Origin of the sequence: Arthrobacter sp. K5, from assembly GCF_040448525.1 — a bacterium.
Lineage (GTDB): Bacteria > Actinomycetota > Actinomycetes > Actinomycetales > Micrococcaceae > Arthrobacter > Arthrobacter globiformis.
On sequence record NZ_CP159279.1, the window covers coordinates 4,812,386 to 4,833,948 of the forward strand.

A 21,563-nucleotide genomic window follows, 5' to 3' on the forward strand; every position below is an offset into this window, starting at 1 on the left:
GGGGAGAGACAATGGACCAGCCGCAGCCGGGAACAGCGCACGAAGCGCTCGAGATCTTCGTTGGCCGCTGGCTGGGAACCACTGAACTGGCTGCCTCGCCGTGGGGTCCGGCTCGTACGGCCACCGCGGAGGTGACGTTTACCCGCGCGGCCGGAGGGTTCGCCGTCGTCCAGTCCTACCGCCACACCGAAGCCGACGGCACACACTTCGAAGGGCACGGCGTCTTCACAGTGGACCCGGACCACGACGAAACGCTCTGGTACTACGTCGACAGCATGGGCAAGCCCCCGGCGGCCCCGGCCCGTGGCGTCTGGCACGACTCCACCCTTACGGTGGAGCGGCACAGCGACCGCGGCACCGCCCGGCACACCTTCAGGGTGGACGACGGCGTGCTGACCCACACGGCGGAACTGCGGCTGGGGGAGGCCCAGGGCTTCCAGCCGTTCATGACCTCGATCTGCCACCGCGCCTAAAGCCGGTACCCGGCGCTCAGCCCACCAGTTCGATGACCCGTGTCTGCGGGGTGCCGGACAGGGCCGGTGCGACGCCGGGGGAGTTCCATACCTTTTCGCGCAGCTTGGCCAGGAAGTCCTCGGCCTGGTCACGCCGCTCGAAGTCCAGCTCCACCACGATGTACCGGTCGTCCTCCACCGGGCGGCCGATCCGGTGGGCTACGACGCCGGAGCCCGCCCGGTCCGCGGGGTCGCGGTCAAAGACCGCCTTCCACGATTCGAAGTCCTTGATGGCGTGCTCGATCTGCAGGGTGAACATTTCCGGTCTCCTTTGGCCAGCGTTCCACTCCCCGCGCGGTCCGTTTCCAACGCGGTGAAATGGCGAGGTAGTGCCATGGTAGGTCCCGGCACCCGGCCTTACCACCCACTCCCGCACCACCCAACAAGGTAGCAGCACAGGGTGTTCCCACGGCTGGGAAGGCCCTCTGCTGCGACCCGGCTGGGTTAGCCGCCGGCGAAGGGCGGCAGGACGTCCACCACGTCGCCGGCTGCCAGGACGGTGGTCCGGTCCCGGACGGCGACCTCGTTCAGCAGGAAGCTGCTGCGGGCCAGGATCCTGTCCAGCGGCGGCGTTCCGGCCGGCGGCCCAGGGCGTTCGACGTTGAGCACGGCGGCGAGGAGCGACTCCACCGTGGAGCCGGCGGGAAGTTCGAAGCGCTCTTCATCCACGCCTGCCGCGGCGCGTGCGGCAGCGAAGTATCGTACGTTCAAGGATCAGCCTCCGATGGCGCTCATGCTGCGGTCCGGCTGGACGAAGTCCGGAGCGTCGAGGCCCACGTGGTCCATGCCGTGGGCTTTGGGCTTCAGCCACATGGCATCCTGCCAGCGTTCGGCGAGCTCCTCGTCGCCGGCCCCTTGCCGCAGCAGGCCCAGCAGATCGAATTCCTCGCGGGAGAAGAGGCAGCTCATGATCTTGCCTTCGGCGGTGATCCGCGTCCGCCGGCAGTCGGAGCAGAACGGCTCGGTGACCGAGGCGATGATCCCCACAGTACCCAGCACCGGGCCGTGTGAATCTGCGCCGGCTGAATCAGCGGAACCGCCCGAATCACCGGAACTGCCGGAACCAGTCCGGCGTCGTACTTCAAAGCGTTCCGCCGGTGCCCCGTCGCGGGCCCGCGGATCCGGGCTGAGCACGAACTCCTCGGAGAGGAGTTCCCGGATCTCGGCAGCGGTGATCATGTTCCGGCGGGTCCAGCCGTGGTCCGCGTCCAGGGGCATTTGCTCAATGAACCGCAGTTCGTAGCCACGCTCCAGCGCCCAGGCGAGGAGGGACGGCGATTCGGTGTCGTTGATGCCGCGCATCAGCACGGCGTTGAGCTTCACGGGTCCCAGTCCGGCGGCCCAGGCGGCGTCCACCCCGGCGAGGACCCGGTCCAGGAACGGGCGCCGGGTCAGTTTGGTGAAAGTTTCCTCGTGCAGCGAGTCCAGGGAAACGTTGATGCGGGTCAGCCCGGCGGCCTTGAGGGCTGCAGCCTTCCTGTCCAGCCCGACACCATTCGTCGTCATGGAAATCGGAAGCTCCGGGTGTGCCTGGCGCAGCGCACCGATGATGTCCACAAGGTCGGCGCGGACCAGCGGCTCGCCGCCGGTCAGCCGCAGCTCGCGCACGCCCAGCAGGTTCACGCCGATGCCCACGATCCGCACGATTTCCTCACCGGTCATGACTGCCTGCTTGGCGAGCCACTCCAGCCCCTCGGCGGGCATGCAGTACGTGCACCGCAGGTTGCACTTGTCCGTGAGCGAAAGCCGCATGTCCGTGGCCCTGCGGCCGTAGCGGTCCGCAAGGCCGGCGGGAGCGTCAGCCGGGCGGCGGGCGGGGATCCCGTCCGGGCGCTCAACCGGAAGGGGCTGCGAACCGGAACCGGGTGCGCCTCCTTCACGGAGCTGCGGTAGGCCAAGCTGAACACTCATGACTTCAGGCTACGCCACTGCGGCCCGCCGATCACACCCGCCGCGTTCGTGACTGGGCTGCCGCTGCGGCCTCCGGCGACGCGCAGCGGCCAGGGATGACTGCGGTGGCGGAAAGCGCTGATGAACCTATGCTGGAAGGGTGAACGGTTCCCATGAGCCAAACCGGCACCGGCGCCGGTGGGCGGCGGCCGCAGGCGTTGTGGCAGCCGGCACCGGACTCGTCGCCAGCGAACTCATCGCCGGCTTCGTCAGTCCTTCACTTTCAACCATGACTGCCCTGGGCGGCGCCGTCATCGACGCGGTCCCGCCGGGTGTCAAGGACTGGGCTGTTTCCCTCTTCGGAACAGCGGACAAGCTTGCCCTGCTGGCCGGCATGGCGCTGGGAATCGCCGTCTTCGCCGCCGCGGCAGGTGTCCTCGAGCTGCGCCGGCGCTTCGCGGGTGCCGTCGTCTTTGCCGTCTTCGGCGTCGTGGGCCTGGCCGCGGTCCTGACCCGCGCCCAGGTGACCGCCGCCGCCGTCGTTCTTCCGCTCCTTGCGGCCGGGATCGGAACGGCGGTGCTGCTAAAGCTGGTCAGGGGCCTGGCTGCCACAGACCGTGGCGGGGACACTGGGCCGCGGCCGGCCCGGCGGGGCTTCTTCCAGCTGTTGGGAGGCACCGCGGCCGGCGTCCTGGTGGGCGGCGCCGTAGTCACCGTCTGGCGGGGCGGGGCCGCAGGCGTCAACGAGGTCCGCCGGACCCTGCGGCTGCCCGCACCGCAGTCCCCGGCACCGCCCATTCCGGCCGGCGCCGACATCCGGCTGGCCGGGGTGGCGCCGCTGGTCACACCCAACCCTGACTTTTACCGCATTGACACCGCACTGTCCGTTCCGGTGCTCGATTCCCGCGAGTGGAGGCTTAAGGTCACAGGGCTGGTGGAACGGGAGGTCGAGGTCTCCTTCGAGGACCTGCTGGCGAAGCCCCTGATCGAGCGGCACGTGACCATCGCCTGCGTGTCCAACGAGGTGGGCGGCGACCTGATCGGCAATGCCCGCTGGCTTGGCTGGCCGGTACGGGAGCTGCTGGCCATGGCCGGTCCCAAGCCGGACGCGGACATGGTCCTGTCCCGAAGCTCGGACGGCTTTACGGCCAGCACGCCGCTGGAGGTGCTCACCGACCGCCGTGATGCGCTGCTCGCCGTGGGCATGAACGGCGAGCCGCTCCCGCTCGAACACGGCTTCCCCGTGCGGATGATCGTCCCCGGACTGTACGGATATGTCTCGGCGACCAAGTGGCTCACCGAACTCAAGGTCACCAGGTTCGCCGACGACGTTGCCTACTGGACGCCGCGCGGCTGGTCCGAGCGCGGCCCCATCAAGATCTCATCCCGCATCGACGTGCCGCGGAATGGCGCCTCTATCCAGCCCGGGACTGTGGTGTTCGGCGGCGTGGCCTGGGCACAGCACACCGGAATCGGCAAGGTCGAGCTGCGCGTGGACCGGGGCGACTGGCAGCCGGCCAGGCTCGCTCCGGGCATCTCGGTGGACACGTGGTACCAGTGGCAGCTCGGCATTGACCTTCAGCCCGGGCAGCATGAGGTCCAGGTGCGGGCCACGGACCTCAAAGGCACCGAACAGACGGAGGAACAGCGTTCGGTGGCACCGGACGGCGCCACGGGCTTCCACACCATTAGAGTGGACGTGAAAACGTAGCCCACCAAAGGCCGGACCATGCACAGCCATTCGCAGCCGCACGGCGATAGCGCCGTACGATCCGCCATGCCCCACGCCGGCGCTGCCGGCGCTGCCGCCCCACCCTCCGGCGACGCCGGCACCCACGAACACGGCACGCACGATCACGGCGCCCACCGGAGCGTTGCAGACCACCGGCAGGCGGTCAGGGAGCTCCTCGAACCGCTGCTGTCCCCGGAACGGACTGAGAGGCTGCCGCTGGTCCAGGCGCTGGGCCGAGGACTGGCGGAGGACATCACCGCGCCGTTGAGCCTGCCCCCGTTTCCGAACTCCCAGATGGATGGCTTTGCCATCCGCTCCGGCGACGTGCCCGACGGCGGGGCGGACCTGCGCGTGGCGGCTCCGGTGCCCGCGGGCGCGAAACCCGCGCCCCTGCAGCCCGGCACCGCCGTGCCCATCATGACCGGTGCCATGGTGCCCGACGGGGCAGACGCCGTCGTACCCGTTGAACGGGCCGTCCCCTCCATCTTTCCGGCGGCAGGGGAAGAGGCTGAGGTGAGGCTGCAGGCCACGGCAGCCGGGACGTTCATTCGCACCGCCGGGAGCGACATCGACGCCGGCCAGCAGGCATTGGCCGCGGGCACCTGCCTGGGCCCGGCGCAGCTGGGCCTGCTCGCCGCGCTGGGGCTGCCCGAGGTTCTGGTGCGCAAGCAGCTTTCGGTCCTGCTCGTCACCACAGGCGATGAAGTGGTGGAACCCGGAGAACCGCTGGGCGACGGCAAGATCTACGACGCCAACGGCACCCTCCTGGAATCCGCGCTGCGGCAGGCAGGACTTGACGTGACCAGGGCGGGCATTTCCGCCGACAGCCCGGACGCCCTGCGGACGCTGCTGCGCACCCACACGTCCGCTGTGGACCTGATTGTCACCACCGGGGGAGTCAGCAAGGGCGCGTACGAGGTGGTGCGGCAGGCCATGGACGGCCAGGACGTGGCCTTCCAGCACGTCGCGATGCAGCCCGGCGGCCCCCAGGGGCTGGGAACGTTCGACGGCGTCCCCCTCCTTGCGTTTCCGGGGAACCCCGTCAGCTGCCTCGTCTCCTTTGAAATGTTCCTCCGCCCGGTGCTGGGCGAACTGTTTGGCGCGCCCGCGCCCAGGCCCGCGGTGCGGGCACGGCTGGCCCAGTCGCTGTCTTCCCCGCCGGGCAAGCACCAGGTCCGGCGCGGGTCCCTGCAGGCTGACGGCACAGTCCGGCTGCAGGGCGGCGAAAGCTCGCATTTGGTGCAGGCACTGGCCCACTCGAATGCCCTGGTCCACGTGCCAGTGGGCACCGCCGCTCTCGACGAGGGCGCCGAGGTGGAAGTATGGATGCTGTGACTGCAGATAATGACCACGGCGCCCTGACCCATCTTCGCCGTGACGGCACAGCCCAAATGGTGGACGTCTCAGGAAAACCGGAGACCACGCGCGAGGCCACGGCCACGGCGACGGTCCGCAGCACCGCCGAGGTCCTGGCTCTGCTGGGCAGTGGCGGCCTGCCCAAGGGCGACGCACTGGCCGTTGCCCGGGTTGCCGGGATCATGGCAGCCAAGAAAACGCCTGAGCTGATCCCGCTGTGCCACCCGCTCCCGATTTCCAAGGTGACCGTCGACTTCGAACTCGGACCCGAGACGGTGGACATCCTGGCGACCGTCAAGACGCGCGGCGTGACCGGCGTCGAAATGGAGGCACTGACTGCCGCCTCCGTGGCGGCGCTGAGCGTCTACGACATGATCAAGGCCGTGGATAAACACGCCGTGCTCACGGACATCAGGGTGTTGGCCAAGAGCGGCGGCAAGAGCGGGGACTGGGCCCTGTGAGCAACCATCCTTCGAATACCGCGGCACCGCACGTCCACGGCGACGTGCAGGGCCGGAAGGCCGGCGTCGTCATTGCCTCAACGCGTGCCGCCTCGGGCGTCTACCAGGACGAGACCGGGCCCGTCATCACAGACTGGCTCGCCGAACACGGCTTCGTGCCGTACCCGGTCATGGTGGTGCCCGACGGTGAACCGGTGGGCGCGGCGATCCGTGCGCTCCTGACCCAGGAACCCGCCGTCGTCATCACCAGCGGGGGGACCGGCCTGAGCCCGGACGACCAGACGCCGGAAATGACGCTGCCGCTCCTGGACCGTGAAATCCCCGGCATCATGGAGGGCATCCGCCAGTTCGGAACGGCGAAGACGCCCCATGCCATGCTGAGCCGCGGACATGCCGGTTCGGCCGGCCGGACTTTCATCATCAACCTGCCCGGATCACCCAAGGGGGTCATGGACGGTCTCTCCGTCCTGGATCCGGTGATCGGGCACCTATGCGACCAGTTGGAGGGCGGACATGGCCACTGAGGCTTCGTTCGAAGTAGTAACCGCAGTGCTCAGCAGCGAACCCATCTCCGTGGACCAGGCCATCGCCGCCGTGGAGTCGGAGACCGCCGGAGCGGTGGTCAGCTTCAGCGGCGTGGTCCGGAACCACGACGGCGGCAAGCCGGTCGACCGGCTCAGCTACACCGCCCACCCCACGGCGCGGAAGGTGCTGGACGACGTCGTGGCGCAGCTGGTGGCGGAGCAGGCCGGGGCGGCTGGCGCCGACGGCGCTGCGTCTGGCGGTGCTGATGGTGCCGGCGCGGTTCCTCCGGTCCGGATCTGGGTCGCGCACCGGGTGGGCCCGCTGGAAATCGGCGACCCCGCCCTCGTCTGCGCGGTATCGGCCGCCCACCGCGGGCAGGCCTTCGCCGTGTGCTCCGAGCTGGTGGACCGGGTCAAGGCGCAGGTGCCGATCTGGAAAGAACAGTTCTTCAGCGACGGCACCGTTGAGTGGGTCGGGGCCGGGGAGTAGGGGCACAGCGCCGGGGAGTAAACGGACCGCAGCGCAGGGGACTGGAGGGCACACGCGTGAGGTAACGCATGCGCTCCGGTTCCGTCCGGCGGTCCCCCGAACGGTAGTGTTGAATCCATGACCCAACAACTTCCTGTCGCCGTTCTGGGCGCAAACGGGCGCATGGGCGCCGAGGCCGTCAAAGCTGTGGAGGCCGCTCCCGACATGAAGCTCGTCGCCGCGCTGGGACGCGGTGACTCCCTCGATTCCCTGCTCGACGCCGGCGCCCGGTACGTCGTCGACCTCACCGTTCCGGAGAGCACCGAGGAGAACGTCCGCTTCGCCGTTGAAAACGGCATGCACGCCGTGGTGGGCACCACGGGCTGGGACCTGGGCAGGCTGGAGTCGCTGGAGACCCTGCTGGCCGGCCACCCGGAGGTCGGTGTGCTGATTGCACCCAACTTCGCCCTGGGCTCCGTGCTCACCTCGGCGTTCGCCGCCAAGGCGTCCAAGTACTTCGAATCCGTGGAGATCATCGAACTCCACCACCCGGACAAGGTGGACGCGCCGTCGGGTACCGCCGTGCGCACCGCCCAGCTGGTGGCAGCGGAACGCGAGGCGGCCGGCGTCGGCCCCAGCCCCGATGCCACCACCACTGAACTGGCCGGCGCCCGCGGCTGCGAGGTGGACGGCGTGCGCGTGCACAGCGTCCGGCTCCGGGGACTCGTGGCGCATCAGGAAGTCCTGCTCGGCGGCCCGGGGGAGCAGCTGACGCTCCGTCACGATTCCTTCGACCGGGCTTCCTTCATGCCCGGCGTGCTCCTGGGCGTGCGGAACGTCGCAGCGCACCCGGGGCTCACCGTCGGCCTGGACGGCTACCTGGACCTGGGGCTGTAACCCGGTGAAACCGCTTCTTGGCTGGCTGAGGACAAACCGCACCAAGATCTGGGTAGGCGCTGTGACGCTCCTGCTGGTCTTTTATCTCGTGGTGTCCTTCCAGCGCTCCGTCCTGCTGCTGACCGACGCCGAGCCGGTGGCCAAAGCCATCGGCGCGGCGTACCTCGTGCTGCCGGTGATTGGCGCCTGGGCCCTGATCCGGGAACTCCTTTTCGGCGCCCGGACCGAGCAGATGGCACGTGTGTTGGAGGCCGAAGGCGGCCTGCCGGAGGACAACCTGCCACGCACGCCGGCTGGCCGGATCATCCGGGCCGCCGCCGACCAGGAGTTCGAGAAGTACCGGGCGGAAACAGAAGCCGCCCCGGACGACTGGCGGTCTTGGTTCCGGCTCAGCTGCGCCTACGACGCGTCGGGTGACCGGAAACGGGCACGTTCCTCCATGCGGGATGCCGTGCGGCTGTTCCGCGCCTCCGGCGACGCACTGGCCCGGTAGCTACCGGATCCTGGCCCGCAAGTTACCGGATCCTGGCGGGCTGGTGCCGGCCCACCTGGTTGGCGGCATGCCCGAGCCATTCCAGCGGACCTCGCCATTTCAGGATTACGAAGACCATCCCGATCATCACGGCCAATGCCGCGTGTGCGAAGTACATCCCGTCTTCGGTCCAGCCCACGGGCAATGGCTTGAGATGGAACGACGCCACCACGCAAACGTGGGCGGTGTACAGCGTCAGCGTCATGGCACCCGGTCCCCGCAGCGGAAGCAGCAGGTCCAGGGCGAGCCACTGCCCCAGCCTGCCCACCAGAAGGCAAAGGCCGACGACGGCAGCCGCCACGCCGCTGGTATGCAGCAGGTCCAGGGTGGTTCCGGAATGGGGCGCGCTGCCGGCAAGCCACCACCACGATCCCTCCTGCCGGACACCGGCGAGGTTGACCTGCAGGAGGCTGTCCAACGGATAGCTGGGGTCCGTGAGGATCTCCTGGAGGGCGGCGCGGCCGCCCCACTGCTCCATCGCCGCTGTGCCCAGGACCTTGGAGAATGCCGCCACGGCCGTGCCGCCGAGCAGCAGCAACACCGGAACTATTGCCGCGGTCAGCGCGAGCCTGCCGATGATGAGCCCCACGAGCAGATACGAAATCCACTGGAACACCGGGTAGTACCCCGTCAGGAACAGGTCGCCCAGCAGCTGGCCCGAAGTGGTGAAGTCCTCCCACCCCGGGTTGTGGTTGAGCTGCAGCGGCGGATCTGCGGCCATGAGCCAAGGCCGGAGCAGGAAGGCAAGCAACGGGGACAGCAGGATCCAACCTGCTGCCCAGGCGCACAAGGACTTCAGCCGCAGCCCGACGAACGGCAGAATGCACAGGAACAGCACGGCATAATGCACCAAAATCACCGCGATGTTGACGTCAAGCCCGCCGAGCGCCAGCCCGACGACGGCAATCACCAGGGCGCGCATCGCGATGCCGCGCCGTGCCGCCGTCAGTGCGGGGCCGTCAAGAGGCTGTTGCTTGCCGGTGGACAGGGCGAGCCCAATGCCAGCGAGCACGGCAAACAGGGCGGCGGCACGGCCGGAGAACGTCAGGCCCACCCACGTCGGGGTCAGTGCGGCATTGGCCTCGAAGGTCGGGAGCAGGTGCGTGGCCATCATGCCCAGGAGGGCCAGACCGCGGGCAGCATCGATACCGGCCAATCGGACGCCGGCCGCCGGCCTCTTAGCTGTCTTGGACGATGCAGCCGTGCTCCGCGAGGTCATGATGTGATCGTCTCATATCCGCTGTGCAGGCCTGATTTTCGTGAACGGCTGGCTTCGGGCCTTAGTCACCGTCGCTCGAGTCACCATGGCTCGAGTAATGAAGCAACACAACGCCGTTGCCGAACGACCGCGTTCCCTCGAGCTTAAGGCTCACCCCGATATCGGGGTCTTCGAACAGCGGCCGGCCGCGCCCCAGAACCACGGGATGAACGAGAATCCGGAACTCGTCGATCAGGCCCTGCCGCATGAAGGCGGACGCCACATTGGCGCCGCTAAGGGCGATGTCGCCGCCGGGCTGGGCCTTCAGTTCCGCGATCTGTTCAGGCACGACGTCGTGAATCACCGTCGTGTTCCAGGCGGCCCGCGTGAGGGTCCGCGAAAACACGTACTTTGGCATCTCCCGCCAGATCCCGGCGAACTCGGCCATGGGCGCCGAGAGGCCGGGATTCTGGTCGGCCGTGGGCCAGAAACCGGCCATCAACTCGTGGGTGATGCGCCCCGACATGAAGGCACCCATCGTCCGGAACCGCTCGTTGAGGTGGCGAAGGAGTTCGTCGTTCACCACATGCCAGCTGATGTCCCGGTCCAGCCCCTCGAAGAATCCATCCAGGGACACCGACATCATCAGGATGATCTTGCGCATTCGGGCACCTCCAGCTGACGGCGGAAGGCGGCAGGTCGCCGTCGTAGCTTCCAGTCAAGCACTCGGGGATCCGGCGGGACAGGACTAGACGGCGGGGCAGGCCAAGACATGGCGTGGACTACCGACTGTCGCACCCCCAATTCAGGATTGGCTCCTTGTTCAGGATTGGTCTGGGCGCAACCTTGTATTCGAATATATGTTCGAATAGTATTGCCGGCATGAAGAAGTCATCAGGGCGTCCGGCAGGCCACCAGCTGGAAGGGCGCGAGCCGGGCGGGCAGCGGCTCAGGAGTGACCCCCTCAAGGCCCCTGCGCTCCGGGCTGACCCGCTCCGGGTTGATCCGGTGAAGGGTGATCCGCTGAAAGCGATGAGCCCCGGCGTGGTGGACTTCCTTTTCCGGCAGCTCGTGGCGGGGGAGCCAGCCGAGGACATCCAGTGGGGCCGGGAAGGCGTCGCACTCTCCGACCAGGCGCCGGGTGCGGAACTGGCACGCCGGCTGTCGGAAACGGATATCGATGCACTGACGCCCACGGAGCTGTTCCACTATGTCCGCGCCGCGCAGCGCCTCACCCTATGGGCCGAATCGTTGCGGGAGCTGGCCGTAGAGCGGTACTGCTCGGGGGCAGACCCCGCCTAGGATGGGCTCGTGACCGGACCGCTGACCGTATCCGCCATCCAGTACGCGGCCCTGGACGGCGGCATTGACGCGAATGTGCCTGAGCATGTGCGCCTCATCGAGGACGCCGACTCGCACGGTGCCAGGCTGGTGGTGTTTCCCGAGCTCTCCCTCACGGGGTACAACCTGCGGCTGCTCCGCGGCAGCGACCACTCGGGCGGGGGCCAGTTGGGCGGGGGCCAGCCGGACGGGGGCCAGTGGGTGGCGCCCGGGGATCCTCGTCTGGACCCCATCCGGGAGATCTGCCGCAGGACCGGCGTCACCGCCGTCGTCGGCGCGCCGTTTCGGGAGCCGGACGGGACGCCCCGGCTCGCCTCCCTCGCTATCCACCCGAACGGCGCGGAAGAGGCTGGCTTCAAGACGTACCTGCACGGCGACGAGGAGTCTCTGTTTGAAGCAGGGCCCGGAATCGAAAAAGGGAAGAGGTTCGAAGGAGGGCTGGGGATCGAAGCAGGACAGAGGTTCGGGCCGGAGCAGGGGTCTGAACCAGGGCAGGAGCCGCTCCTGCTGGACGTGGACGGCTGGAAGGTTGCCCTGGCCATCTGCTTCGATGCTGCCCATCCGGCGCACTCTGGGGCTGCTGCTGCTGCCGGAGCCGACGTGTATGCCGTCTCGGCGCTCTACACAGGACGAAGGCCACCGGCTGGGGCTGCATCTTGGAGCGCGGGCCATGGACAACCGCATGTACGGCGTCCTTGCCAACCTCGGTGGCCGCACGCCGCTGGGGCCATCCTGCGGCCTGAGTGGTTTCTGGGGGCCGGACGGGCTGTCGACGCAACAGGCTGGCGGTGGGGGGACGGAAGTGGTCACCGCTGTCCTGCGGCGGGGTTCCCTGGGCCGGTACCGCGGCTAGCGTTCGCGCCGGAATTTGACGTTCATCACGCGACGGCCATTGTCCTAACCTGCACGTGACAGGGTAACGTTTTTCCCATGGCTGACACTTCCGCGAACATTCCTGCCCTGGGCACCCTCCTGACCGCCATGGTCACCCCGTTCACCACTGACGGCAAGGTCGATTACCAGCAGGCCGCGGAACTGGCCAGCAAGCTCGTTGACGACGGCTGCGACGGCCTCGTTGTCACGGGAACCACCGGCGAGACGTCCACCCTCACCGACGAGGAAAACCTCGGAATGTTCCGCGCCGTGATGGAAGCCGTTGGCGGGCGTGCCGCCGTTATCGCCGGTACCGGAACCAACGACACCGCGCACTCCGTGCACCTGTCCCAGGAAGCCGCGAAGCTGGGCGTCGACGGCCTGCTGATCGTCACGCCGTACTACAACAAGCCCAGCCAGGCCGGTGTCCGGGCGCACTTCGAGACGGTCGCATCCGCCACGGACCTGCCTGTCATGCTCTACGACATCCCCGGACGGTCGTCCATCGAGATAGCGCCGGACACCATGATCCGCCTGGCCCAGCACCCGAACATCGTGGCCGTCAAGGACGCCAAGGCCGACTTCGCTGCGGCCACCCGCGTTCTGGCCGAGACTGACCTTGCCTTCTACTCCGGCGATGACGGACTGACCCTGCAGTGGATGGCCCTGGGCGCGGTCGGCCTGGTGGGTGTCACCACGCACGTCGCCACCCGCCGCTTCCGCGAGCTCATCGACGCGATCAACGCGAACGACCTCGGAACGGCCCGCAAGATCAACTTCGAACTTGAACCGGTAGTGCGCGCAACGATGACCCGTGTCCAGGGTGCCGTTGCCGCGAAGCAAATTCTTAAATGGCAGGGAGTCCTGCCCAACTCGATTGTCCGCTTGCCCCTCGTGGAGCCGGACGAAGCCGAGATCGAAACCATCCGCGAGGACTTGGCGGAAGGAGGGCTGGTCTTTTCCTGACGGACTAAGACCGGCACTCTCTTCCGTCTGGAAAGAAGTGCATTATGACCCAAGTAGCCCTCCCCGGCCTCGTTACGCCTCCCCGCCTTCCCCAAGGCACCCTGCGGATTGTTCCGCTGGGCGGGCTGGGCGAGATTGGCCGGAACATGGCTGTGTTCGAAATCGACGGCAAACTGCTGGTTGTCGACTGCGGTGTCCTCTTCCCCGAGGAAACCCAGCCCGGCGTTGACCTGATCCTGCCCGATTTCTCCTACATCGAGGACCGGATCGATGACATCGTCGCCGTGGTCCTCACGCACGGCCACGAGGACCACATCGGAGCCGTTCCGTATCTGCTGCGGCTCCGCAACGACATTCCGCTCGTGGGCTCCCAGCTGACGCTGGCGCTGGTTGAGGCCAAGCTGCAGGAACACCGGATCAAGCCCTACACGCTCTCCGTCACCGAGGGGCAGGTGGAGCAGTTCGGGCCCTTCCAGTGCGAGTTCGTTGCTGTCAACCACTCCATCCCGGACGCCTTGGCCGTTTTCATCCGCACGGCCGGCGGCACGGTGCTGCACACGGGCGACTTCAAGATGGACCAGCTTCCCCTCGACGGCCGCATCACCGATCTCCGGCACTTCGCCAAGCTGGGCGAAGAAGGCGTGGACCTGTTCATGTCCGACTCCACCAACGCCGACGTTCCGGGCTTCACCACCGCCGAGAAGGAGATCGGTCCCACCCTGGACCGGCTCTTCGGCCAAGCCACCAAGCGCATCATCGTCGCATCGTTCTCCTCGCACGTCCACAGGGTCCAGCAGGTCCTGGACGCCGCGGCCAAGCACGGCCGCAGCGTCGCCTTCGTGGGACGTTCCATGGTGCGGAACATGGCCATCGCCGCCAAGCTCGGCTACCTGCACGTGCCGGACGGCATCCTGGTGGACCTGAAGAACATCGACACTTTGCCCGACAACCGCGTGGTGCTGATGTCCACCGGCTCCCAGGGCGAGCCCATGGCCGCGCTTTCACGCATGGCCAACGGAGACCACCGCGTGGTGGTGGGCCAGGGCGACACGGTCATCCTTGCCTCCAGCCTCATTCCCGGCAACGAGAACGCCGTCTTCCGCATCATCAACGGCCTGCTGAAGCTCGGCGCCGACGTGATCCACAAGGGCAACGCCAAGGTCCATGTGTCCGGCCACGCCGCGGCAGGGGAACTGCTTTACTGCTACAACATCCTCGAGCCGCTCAACGCCATGCCGGTGCACGGCGAGACGCGCCACCTGATCGCCAACGGCAAGATCGCGGAGGAGTCGGGAGTTCCGACTGCGAGCATCCTGCTTGCAGACAACGGCACCGTGATCGACCTGAAGGACCACCAGGCCGACATCGTGGGCCAGGTCGAGGTCGGTTTCGTGTATGTGGACGGTTCCAGCGTCGGCGAAATCACTGACGCCGACCTCAAGGACCGCCGTGTCCTGGGCGATGAGGGCTTCATCTCCATCATCACGGTCATCAACCGGGCGAATGGCAAGGTTGTCTCCGGACCCGAGATCCACGCCCGCGGCGTCGCCGAGGATGACTCAGTCTTCGACGACATCATTCCCAAGATCAACGCCGCACTGGAGGAGGCGGTGCTCAGCAACGCTGACCACACCAACCACCAGCTGCAGCAGATCGTCCGCCGGATCGTGGGCACGTGGGTTAACCGCAAGCTGCGCCGGCGCCCCATGATCATCCCGGTGGTCCTGGAGGCCTAACCACGGGTGGCCAGGGGTTGAACACAGCCCCCGGCGGCCCGGAAATCCGCGGTTCCGCGGCCGCGGTGGAGTACCGTGGCAGATATGGCCACTCGTACTTCCCCCGCGCCAAAACGTACCTCCAGCAGTAAAACGGGCGCATCCGCAGGCCGCAGCGGCTCCTCGGCGGCCAAATCCGGCCGGTCCGGATCGTCCGGCGGCAGTGCCCGCACACGCCAGCTTCCCGCCGTCGAACACCGGCAACCCTGGCTGCTGCGCGTGGCCGGCGGGGCCTGGCTGGGCATCGGCCACCTGGTGGGCGGGGGAGTGCGCCGCATTGGCCAGGACGTCAGCGACCTGGCACCCGAGGACCGCCGTGACGGGGCTGCCCTGTTCAACCTGGCCCTGGCCGTCTTCATCGCCACCTTCGCCTGGTGGGGTCTCCGCGGCTGGTTCCCGGACGCTGTCTACGCCGTGGTCAACGGCACATTCGGCTGGATGTCGCTGGTCCTGCCGCTCATGCTCTTCGTGTGCGCGTGCAGGCTGTTCCGGCAGCCCGTGGACGGCCGCGGAAACAACCGAGTGGGCATCGGCTTCCTCATCATGACGTTCGCAGGCTGCGGCATCGCGCACATCGTGGGCGGCCAGCCGACCGTCAGCGAGGGCTTCGATGGGCTGCGGCAGGCCGGCGGCATGCTCGGATTCCTGGCAGCCTCCCCGCTGGCCGCCATTCACCCCGCTGTACCGGTGGTCCTGTACGGGCTGCTGGCCTTCGTGTCCGTGCTCATCGTGACGGCCACGCCGTTCGGTGCGATTCCACGGCGGCTGCGCGGTGCGTACGAGCACCTGATGGGCGTCGACCTCCAGGAAAACGACGGCGACGCCCACGACCGCAGCTACCTGGACGAAAACAGCCGTCCCGCCCCGAAGAGGAAGCGCAAGCGGCTCTTTGGCAAGGATGAGGAAGCCGATCCCCGGCTGGAGGGCTACGTCGGAGACGAAGCCTTTGAGCACGCCGTGATCGACGACGACGACCCGTCACCGGGCGCCAGCAAGGGAACCCCTGCCGTGGCCCCCGGAGTCCGGCGGCCCACCCAGGCGGAGATCGCCGTCGAGAAGATCAAGGCAGCCCAGGGGCTCGGCACCAAGGGCGCCGACGCCGAAAACGCCACCGAGGCCATTCCGCTGGTGACGCCGGGCATGGCCGGCGCGGCCGCTGTACCGGGTGCAACCCCCGGTGCTGCCGTGCAGGTGCCTGCCAAACCTGTGGCGCCTGCGCCGCTGCCCACCCCCATTCCGCAGCGCACAGAGCAGCTGTCGCTGGCGGGCGACGTCACGTACACGCTGCCGTCGTCCGACGTGCTGACGCCCGGCTCCATTCCCAAGGAGCGCACGGAAGCCAATGACGCCGTCGTGGCCGCCCTGACGGACACGCTCCAGCAGTTCAACGTGGACGCCACCGTAACCGGCTTCAGCCGGGGTCCGACCGTGACCCGCTACGAGATCGAACTGGCTCCCGGCACCAAGGTGGAGCGGGTCACCGCGCTATCAAAAAACATCTCGTACGCGGTCGCCTCGAGTGACGTGCGCATCCTTAGCCCCATTCCCGGCAAATCCGCCATCGGCATCGAAATCCCCAACACGGACCGTGAAACGGTGTCGCTCGGCGATGTCCTGCGCAGCCAGAACGCCCGCCGTACCGACCACCCCATGGTCATGGGCGTCGGCAAGGACGTCGAGGGCGGCTACGTCGTGGCCAACCTTGCGAAAATGCCCCACCTGCTGGTGGCCGGTGCCACCGGTGCCGGTAAGTCCTCGTTCGTGAACTCCATGATCACGTCCCTGCTGATGCGCGCCACCCCCGACGAGGTCCGCATGGTCATGGTGGACCCCAAGCGCGTGGAACTCACCGCCTACGAAGGCGTGCCGCACCTCATCACGCCGATCATCACCAACCCCAAGAAGGCGGCCGAGGCGCTGCAGTGGGTGGTCCGCGAAATGGACGCCCGCTATGACGACCTCGCCAACTACGGGTTCAAGCACGTCGACGACTTCAACAAGGCTGTGCGCGCCGGCAAAGTCCAGCCGCCCGTGGACTCCAAGCGCGTCATCCGGCCCTACCCCTACCTCCTGGTGATCGTCGATGAGCTCGCAGACCTGATGATGGTGGCGCCGCGCGATGTCGAGGACTCCATCGTCCGGATCACGCAGCTGGCCCGAGCCGCCGGCATCCACCTGGTGCTCGCCACGCAGCGCCCGTCCGTCGACGTGGTCACCGGCCTGATCAAGGCCAACGTGCCGTCCCGCATGGCCTTCGCCACCTCGTCCGTGACCGACTCCCGCGTGGTCCTGGACCAGCCCGGCGCGGAAAAGCTGATCGGGCAGGGTGACGCCCTGTTCCTTCCCATGGGTGCCTCCAAGGCGATGCGTGTGCAGGGCGCCTGGGTCACCGAGTCCGAAATCCACAAGGTGGTAGAACACGTCAAAGGCCAGCTCCAGGCCGTGTACCGTGATGACGTCGCACCCGAAGCGCAGAAGAAGCAGATCGACGACGACATCGGGGACGACCTCGAAGTGCTGCTGCAGGCCACGGAGCTGGTGGTCACCACCCAGTTCGGCTCGACGTCCATGCTGCAGCGCAAGCTCCGCGTCGGGTTCGCCAAGGCTGGCCGCCTCATGGACCTGCTGGAATCACGCGGCGTGGTTGGCCCGTCGGAAGGTTCCAAGGCCCGCGATGTGCTGGTCAAGCCGGACGACCTCGCCGCGGTGCTGGCTGCGATGAAGGGCCAGGAGGCTCCGGCGACGGCAGATTCGCAGACTGCCGCGCTCAGCGACAACGCCAACGCCAACATCGCGCAGGGCGGCTACGCGGAGGACCTCGTTGCCGCGGACCTGGACAACCGCACCCAGAGCATCGAGTATTACGACGGCGCCGACAGTGCCGGTGACGACGAGGACGGTTCGGAGGACGCCTGGTCCCTTACCGGCCGCTAGTCCTAAAGACGGCAGTCGTCAGGTGAACAAGGATTTGGTAGCGCCGAAGACGGTAGCCTAGAAGGGTGACAAGCACCGAAGCGACCGCGGCCGGCTCCAACAGCTCCGGTATCTGGAATCTCCCCAACATCCTCACGATGCTCCGCATTGTGCTGGTGCCGTTCTTCGTGTGGTTCCTCATCGCCGACGCCCCCGGCCTGCGCAGCGAATCCGGTGCCTGGCGCTGGGCGGCAGTGGCGGCGTTCGCCGTCGCGATTTACACGGATAAGCTCGACGGCGACATCGCCCGCAGCAGGGGACTGGTCACCGACTTCGGCAAGATCGCCGACCCGATCGCGGACAAACTTCTGACCGGCTCCGCGCTGGTCATGCTGTGCGTCCTGAACGAGCTGCCCTGGTGGATCACCATCGTGATCCTGGTCCGTGAGTGGGGCATCACGGCGCTGCGGTTCTTCGTGATCCGCTACGGCGTCATCCCGGCATCGCGCGGCGGCAAGCTCAAGACTGTCGTCCAGACCGTGGCGATCTTCCTCTACCTTCTTCCGCTGGCACCCATCGCCCCGTGGCTGACCTGGGTGGCCTTTGCGGTCATGCTCGCTGCCGTGCTGATCACGGTCTGGACCGGCGTCGAATACGTTATCCAAGCGCTGAAAGTCAGGTCGGAGGGGTTGCGCCGGCGGGCTGCGGACCAGGATAACCCCAACCAGGACATCCCAAACCAGGAAGGCCAGCCGTGACGAATCTGCACCGGATCGCCGGAGAAGCCGTGGCAGCGGCCGTCGGGCGTGGCGTTACCGTCGCCACCGCCGAGTCACTCACCGCCGGAATGGTGGCCGCTGTCCTGGCCGATACCCCGGGGGCGTCTGCCATGCTGCAGGGCGGCGTGGTCTCCTACAACAACACCGTGAAGCGGGACGTTCTTGGCGTTCCGCAGGACCTGCTGGACGCCGTCGGCTCGGTGGACGAAGCGGTTGCTGCCGCCATGGCGCAAGGCGCCCGGCGCGTCTGCGCCGCGGACCTGGCCGTCTCCACCACTGGCGTAGCAGGGCCCGAGGCGCACGACGGCAAGGCCGTGGGAACGGTGTTCGTGGGCGTCGCCACCGCAGACGGTGTGCAGACCTTTCCCTACAACTTCCAGGGCACCCGGGCAGAGATCCGCGGACTGGCTTGTGGCGCCGCTTTGGAGCGTCTGCAGGAGGCACTCGCTGCGCTGGGCTGAGCCCATGACTGCGCTAAGCTACCGGGAGTAAGGTTGCGGGGAACAAAAAGCGATTCCGAATAGTTGTCACATTGTGTCGCCTCTCCTTGAGGGAGGCGCCTAGGATGAAGAGAACAAATGCGGTTCACGTCACAGTGAATCGAAAGCATGAGGGAGCAAGGCGATACAGATGGTAAAGCAGCCCGTGTCCGTAAACGGCGTTGTCCGCTGGAAGGACGTGGGCCTCGCCGATCAGGCCAAGAGCGAACAGAAGGAGCGCAAGATGGTTGTACTTCGTCACGAAATTGGTGATGTTCTGCGCGATGTCCGCCAGCGTCAAGGGCGTACCCTCCGCGAAGTGTCGCACAGCGCCCGGGTATCCCTGGGTTACCTCAGTGAAGTGGAACGCGGCCAGAAGGAAGCGTCCTCGGAACTCCTGTCCTCGATCTGCTCGGCGCTGGATGTACCGCTTTCCAGCATGCTCCGCGAGGTCAGCGACCGCGTTGCCGTCGCTGAAGGCGTTGCCGTGCCGGATACCGTCCCGCAGGAATTCTCCCAGCGTTACGGCCGGGACCTTGAGCGCGACCTGAGCAGCGAGCTCAACAACGAACTGGCAACGGAAATGCTTTCGGGCGCCCGGTAACTGGATCCGGTAATCCGGACCACGGAACTACAGCGAAGGCCTCCGGCAGTGCCGGAGGCCTTCGTCGTGCCAGTCCAATCGCGCCCTGCTGTCCAGAGGCGCTCTGCTGTCCAGCGGCGCCTCGATGGCTAGGATCCGCCGTGGTGCTTAGACGCCGTCCTTGGGAAACCCGTCACGTTCGTACGTGGCGTTGAGTTTGGCCATGTAGGCAGCCAGTGCCTCAAGATCCTCCACCGGCCATTCGCCCAGGCGCTCCCGGAACACCTGCCGCCTGGCATCCTGCACCTGGTGCATCTTCTCCTCGCCTTCGGCGGTGAGCCTGATAGTTTGCGCCCGGCCATCCAGGGGATCGGCTTCCTTGAGCACCAGGCCGATGCTTTCAAGGAACGCGATCTGCCTGCTGACAGAGGGCTTGCCGACGCCGATGCAGGATGCGAGTTCGGTCAGGCGGATGGGCCCGCTCTTGCGGATGACTGTGAGCAGGCCGTAGGCGGCGGGCTCCATATCCGGGTGGACCTCGCGGGACAGTTGCTGGGAAACGGACCGGGCCCGACGCCAGAAAAGGCTGATCTGATGCTCCACGTTGGTCAGTGCCGTATCAAGCGTGTCCTCGAAGGGGGCAGCGGCTCCGGGGGCTTCAGCGGGGTTGCTCATGGCAACCATTCTAGAGTCAGCGCCCGTGAGAGACTGTATTGAGTGAGGATTAGTGATTTCTGGCGGCTGATGGACGATGAATTCGGGGCCGGGTACTCGCGCGTGCTGGGCGGTTCCCTCGTCCTTGCAGGCGTAGGCGGTCGGACGGCGAACCAGGCCCTCGCTGCAGGCGTCAGTCCACGCGACGTCTGGCTTGCGGTGTGCGACGTGCAGGACGTCCCCGAGGAGCGTCGCCTCGGCCGCGACATCACGCCCCGCCAAGGCGGCCCAGACCTGATCTGAGAGGCTCCCGACCCCTGCCCGGGAAGCTGCTGACACGCCGACCGATTGTTCGAATATCTGTTCGGGTGCGGCTATGCTTTTGGCAGCGGGTTATCCACATACGCACGCTTGCCCGGGAAGAATGTCAGCGGGTGGCGCTAGCGTCGGTGATGACAGACAAAGGGCCGCTGAGGCCCCTCCAAAGCGAGAAAGCAATTAGAGGTGTGAACCATGGCGGCAGCCCCGGATCGTGAAAAAGCGCTTGAAGCAGCGCTCGCGCAGATTGACAAGCAGTTCGGCAAGGGATCGATCATGCGGCTGGGCGACGAAACACGCGCCCCCATCGAGGTCATCCCCACCGGCTCCATCGCACTGGACGTCGCACTCGGAATCGGAGGCCTCCCGCGCGGGCGCGTCGTAGAAATCTACGGACCGGAATCGTCGGGTAAGACCACCGTTGCCCTGCACGCCGTGGCCAACGCCCAGCGTGCCGGTGGCATCGCCGCCTTCATCGACGCCGAGCACGCCCTCGATCCCGAATACGCGGCCAAGCTCGGCGTGGACACGGACGCCCTGCTGGTCTCCCAGCCGGACACCGGTGAGCAGGCCCTGGAGATCATGGACATGCTGGTGGGCTCCGGCTCACTGGACATCGTGGTCATCGACTCCGTGGCAGCCCTGGTGCCGCGCGCGGAAATCGAAGGCGACATGGGCGACAGCCACGTCGGCCTGCAGGCACGCCTCATGAGCCAGGCCCTGCGAAAGATCACCGGCCGGCTCAGCCAGACCAAGACCACTGCCATCTTCATCAACCAGCTGCGTGAAAAGATCGGCGTGTTCTTCGGCTCACCGGAAACCACCACCGGTGGTAAGGCGCTGAAGTTCTACGCGTCCGTTCGCATCGACGTCCGCCGCATCCAGACCCTGAAGGAAGGCGCCGATTCCGTCGGTAACCGGACCAAGGCGAAGATCGTCAAGAACAAGATGGCCCCGCCCTTCAAGATCGCCGAATTCGACATCATCTACGGCCAGGGCATCTCCCGCGAGGGCGGCATCATCGACATGGGCGTGGAGCACGGCATCATCAAGAAGTCCGGGTCCTGGTTCACGTACGACGGTGACCAGCTCGGCCAGGGCATGGAGAACTCGCGCCGCTTCCTGCGTGACAACCCGGAACTCGCTGCGGAACTGGAACGGCTGATCAAGGAAAAGCTCGGGGTGGGAACCAAGCCTGCGGCCGATGCTGAAGCCTCACCGAAGCTGAAGGCCGTTGACGGCTTCTAGCAAACGCCGGTCCTCTCCGGCCTTCGCCCAGGCCGGAGGGGACCGCACAGCAGGACCCGCCCC

24 protein-coding genes are annotated in these 21,563 nt (G+C 67.1%); 18 read left to right on the forward strand and 6 right to left on the reverse strand.

Going from position 1 to position 21,563, the window contains the following annotated elements:
- Positions 1-11: 11 nt before the first annotated feature.
- A complete protein-coding gene (locus ABRP34_RS21875) occupies positions 12-473 on the forward strand; it encodes a DUF1579 family protein (protein WP_003798803.1) in 462 nt (153 codons plus the stop codon).
- Between the two features lie 16 nt (positions 474-489).
- Here the strand turns inward: ABRP34_RS21875 and ABRP34_RS21880 are convergent, their stop codons facing one another.
- The 3 genes from ABRP34_RS21880 to moaA form a co-directional block, all read right to left on the reverse strand.
- Positions 490-771 carry a hypothetical protein gene (locus tag ABRP34_RS21880; protein WP_353711764.1) on the reverse strand — a complete coding sequence of 94 codons (282 nt, stop codon included), beginning with the start codon at positions 769-771 and terminating at the stop codon, positions 490-492.
- Positions 772-956: 185 nt separating this feature from the next.
- Positions 957-1,223 (reverse strand): MoaD/ThiS family protein, encoded by a 267-nt coding sequence (locus ABRP34_RS21885; RefSeq protein WP_353711765.1) that lies wholly within the window; start codon positions 1,221-1,223, stop codon positions 957-959.
- A gap of 3 nt (positions 1,224-1,226) precedes the next feature.
- Positions 1,227-2,423, reverse strand: a complete 1,197-nt coding sequence (moaA, locus tag ABRP34_RS21890) for a GTP 3',8-cyclase MoaA (RefSeq protein WP_353711766.1) — start codon at positions 2,421-2,423, stop codon at positions 1,227-1,229.
- A 268-nt stretch (positions 2,424-2,691) separates the two neighbouring features.
- Between moaA and ABRP34_RS21895 the strand changes: the two genes are divergently transcribed.
- The 7 genes from ABRP34_RS21895 (at position 2,692) to ABRP34_RS21925 (ending at position 8,334) form a co-directional block, all read left to right on the forward strand.
- Entirely contained in the window at positions 2,692-4,113 is a 1,422-nt protein-coding gene (locus ABRP34_RS21895) for a molybdopterin-dependent oxidoreductase (protein ID WP_353713444.1), read from the forward strand.
- A 66-nt stretch (positions 4,114-4,179) separates the two neighbouring features.
- The gene (gene glp / locus ABRP34_RS21900) at positions 4,180-5,469 is read left to right on the forward strand and encodes a gephyrin-like molybdotransferase Glp (protein WP_353711767.1); all 1,290 of its coding nucleotides are present in this window, start codon (positions 4,180-4,182) and stop codon (positions 5,467-5,469) included.
- The gene (moaC, locus tag ABRP34_RS21905; protein WP_353711768.1) at positions 5,457-5,951 is read left to right on the forward strand and encodes a cyclic pyranopterin monophosphate synthase MoaC; all 495 of its coding nucleotides are present in this window, start codon (positions 5,457-5,459) and stop codon (positions 5,949-5,951) included. The genes glp and moaC overlap by 13 nt, the downstream gene beginning before the upstream one ends.
- Complete coding sequence (locus tag ABRP34_RS21910; protein WP_353711769.1) at positions 5,948-6,475, forward strand: MogA/MoaB family molybdenum cofactor biosynthesis protein; 528 nt, start codon at positions 5,948-5,950, stop codon at positions 6,473-6,475. Before moaC ends, ABRP34_RS21910 begins: the two co-directional genes overlap by 4 nt.
- Positions 6,465-6,965, forward strand: a complete 501-nt coding sequence (locus ABRP34_RS21915) for a molybdenum cofactor biosynthesis protein MoaE (RefSeq protein ID WP_003798786.1) — start codon at positions 6,465-6,467, stop codon at positions 6,963-6,965. The genes ABRP34_RS21910 and ABRP34_RS21915 overlap by 11 nt, the downstream gene beginning before the upstream one ends.
- Before the next feature lie 117 nt (positions 6,966-7,082).
- Positions 7,083-7,841 (forward strand): 4-hydroxy-tetrahydrodipicolinate reductase, encoded by a 759-nt coding sequence (dapB, locus tag ABRP34_RS21920; protein WP_307101065.1) that lies wholly within the window; start codon positions 7,083-7,085, stop codon positions 7,839-7,841.
- Between the two features lie 4 nt (positions 7,842-7,845).
- Positions 7,846-8,334 (forward strand): hypothetical protein, encoded by a 489-nt coding sequence (locus tag ABRP34_RS21925; protein ID WP_307101067.1) that lies wholly within the window; start codon positions 7,846-7,848, stop codon positions 8,332-8,334.
- A gap of 22 nt (positions 8,335-8,356) precedes the next feature.
- Here the strand turns inward: ABRP34_RS21925 and ABRP34_RS21930 are convergent, their stop codons facing one another.
- Both ABRP34_RS21930 and ABRP34_RS21935 read right to left on the reverse strand, forming a co-directional pair.
- A complete protein-coding gene (locus tag ABRP34_RS21930) occupies positions 8,357-9,592 on the reverse strand; it encodes a heparan-alpha-glucosaminide N-acetyltransferase domain-containing protein (RefSeq protein ID WP_353711770.1) in 1,236 nt (411 codons plus the stop codon).
- Positions 9,593-9,653: 61 nt separating this feature from the next.
- A complete protein-coding gene (locus ABRP34_RS21935; protein ID WP_353711771.1) occupies positions 9,654-10,235 on the reverse strand; it encodes a dihydrofolate reductase family protein in 582 nt (193 codons plus the stop codon).
- A gap of 218 nt (positions 10,236-10,453) precedes the next feature.
- Between ABRP34_RS21935 and ABRP34_RS21940 the strand changes: the two genes are divergently transcribed.
- The 8 genes from ABRP34_RS21940 to ABRP34_RS21975 all read left to right on the forward strand — a co-directional run bounded on the left by ABRP34_RS21940 (position 10,454) and on the right by ABRP34_RS21975 (position 19,301).
- Complete coding sequence (locus ABRP34_RS21940) at positions 10,454-10,873, forward strand: hypothetical protein (protein ID WP_353711772.1); 420 nt, start codon at positions 10,454-10,456, stop codon at positions 10,871-10,873.
- 9 nt (positions 10,874-10,882) lie between these two features.
- Positions 10,883-11,824 carry a carbon-nitrogen hydrolase family protein gene (locus ABRP34_RS21945; protein WP_353711773.1) on the forward strand — a complete coding sequence of 314 codons (942 nt, stop codon included), beginning with the start codon at positions 10,883-10,885 and terminating at the stop codon, positions 11,822-11,824.
- Between the two features lie 18 nt (positions 11,825-11,842).
- On the forward strand, positions 11,843-12,751 hold the full coding sequence (gene dapA, locus ABRP34_RS21950) for a 4-hydroxy-tetrahydrodipicolinate synthase (protein ID WP_003798773.1): 909 nt from the start codon (positions 11,843-11,845) through the stop codon (positions 12,749-12,751).
- 44 nt (positions 12,752-12,795) lie between these two features.
- Positions 12,796-14,487 (forward strand): ribonuclease J, encoded by a 1,692-nt coding sequence (locus ABRP34_RS21955; RefSeq protein WP_003798770.1) that lies wholly within the window; start codon positions 12,796-12,798, stop codon positions 14,485-14,487.
- A gap of 84 nt (positions 14,488-14,571) precedes the next feature.
- Positions 14,572-17,460: a DNA translocase FtsK gene (locus ABRP34_RS21960; protein WP_353711774.1), complete on the forward strand. Its 2,889-nt coding sequence runs from the start codon at positions 14,572-14,574 to the stop codon at positions 17,458-17,460.
- A 65-nt stretch (positions 17,461-17,525) separates the two neighbouring features.
- Complete coding sequence (pgsA, locus tag ABRP34_RS21965) at positions 17,526-18,197, forward strand: CDP-diacylglycerol--glycerol-3-phosphate 3-phosphatidyltransferase (RefSeq protein WP_353711775.1); 672 nt, start codon at positions 17,526-17,528, stop codon at positions 18,195-18,197.
- Complete coding sequence (locus tag ABRP34_RS21970) at positions 18,194-18,679, forward strand: CinA family protein (RefSeq protein ID WP_003798765.1); 486 nt, start codon at positions 18,194-18,196, stop codon at positions 18,677-18,679. The genes pgsA and ABRP34_RS21970 overlap by 4 nt, the downstream gene beginning before the upstream one ends.
- Positions 18,680-18,848: 169 nt before the next feature.
- Positions 18,849-19,301: a helix-turn-helix transcriptional regulator gene (locus tag ABRP34_RS21975; protein ID WP_003798764.1), complete on the forward strand. Its 453-nt coding sequence runs from the start codon at positions 18,849-18,851 to the stop codon at positions 19,299-19,301.
- Between the two features lie 147 nt (positions 19,302-19,448).
- Here the strand turns inward: ABRP34_RS21975 and ABRP34_RS21980 are convergent, their stop codons facing one another.
- Entirely contained in the window at positions 19,449-19,955 is a 507-nt protein-coding gene (locus ABRP34_RS21980; RefSeq protein WP_003798763.1) for a MarR family transcriptional regulator, read from the reverse strand.
- A gap of 42 nt (positions 19,956-19,997) precedes the next feature.
- Here ABRP34_RS21980 and ABRP34_RS21985 point away from each other — a divergent pair, with 42 nt between their 5' ends.
- Together ABRP34_RS21985 and recA are read left to right on the forward strand one after the other, a co-directional pair.
- Positions 19,998-20,237 carry a DUF3046 domain-containing protein gene (locus tag ABRP34_RS21985; RefSeq protein ID WP_003798761.1) on the forward strand — a complete coding sequence of 80 codons (240 nt, stop codon included), beginning with the start codon at positions 19,998-20,000 and terminating at the stop codon, positions 20,235-20,237.
- A 210-nt stretch (positions 20,238-20,447) separates the two neighbouring features.
- Positions 20,448-21,500, forward strand: a complete 1,053-nt coding sequence (gene recA / locus ABRP34_RS21990) for a recombinase RecA (protein ID WP_003798759.1) — start codon at positions 20,448-20,450, stop codon at positions 21,498-21,500.
- Positions 21,501-21,563 lie beyond the last annotated feature (63 nt).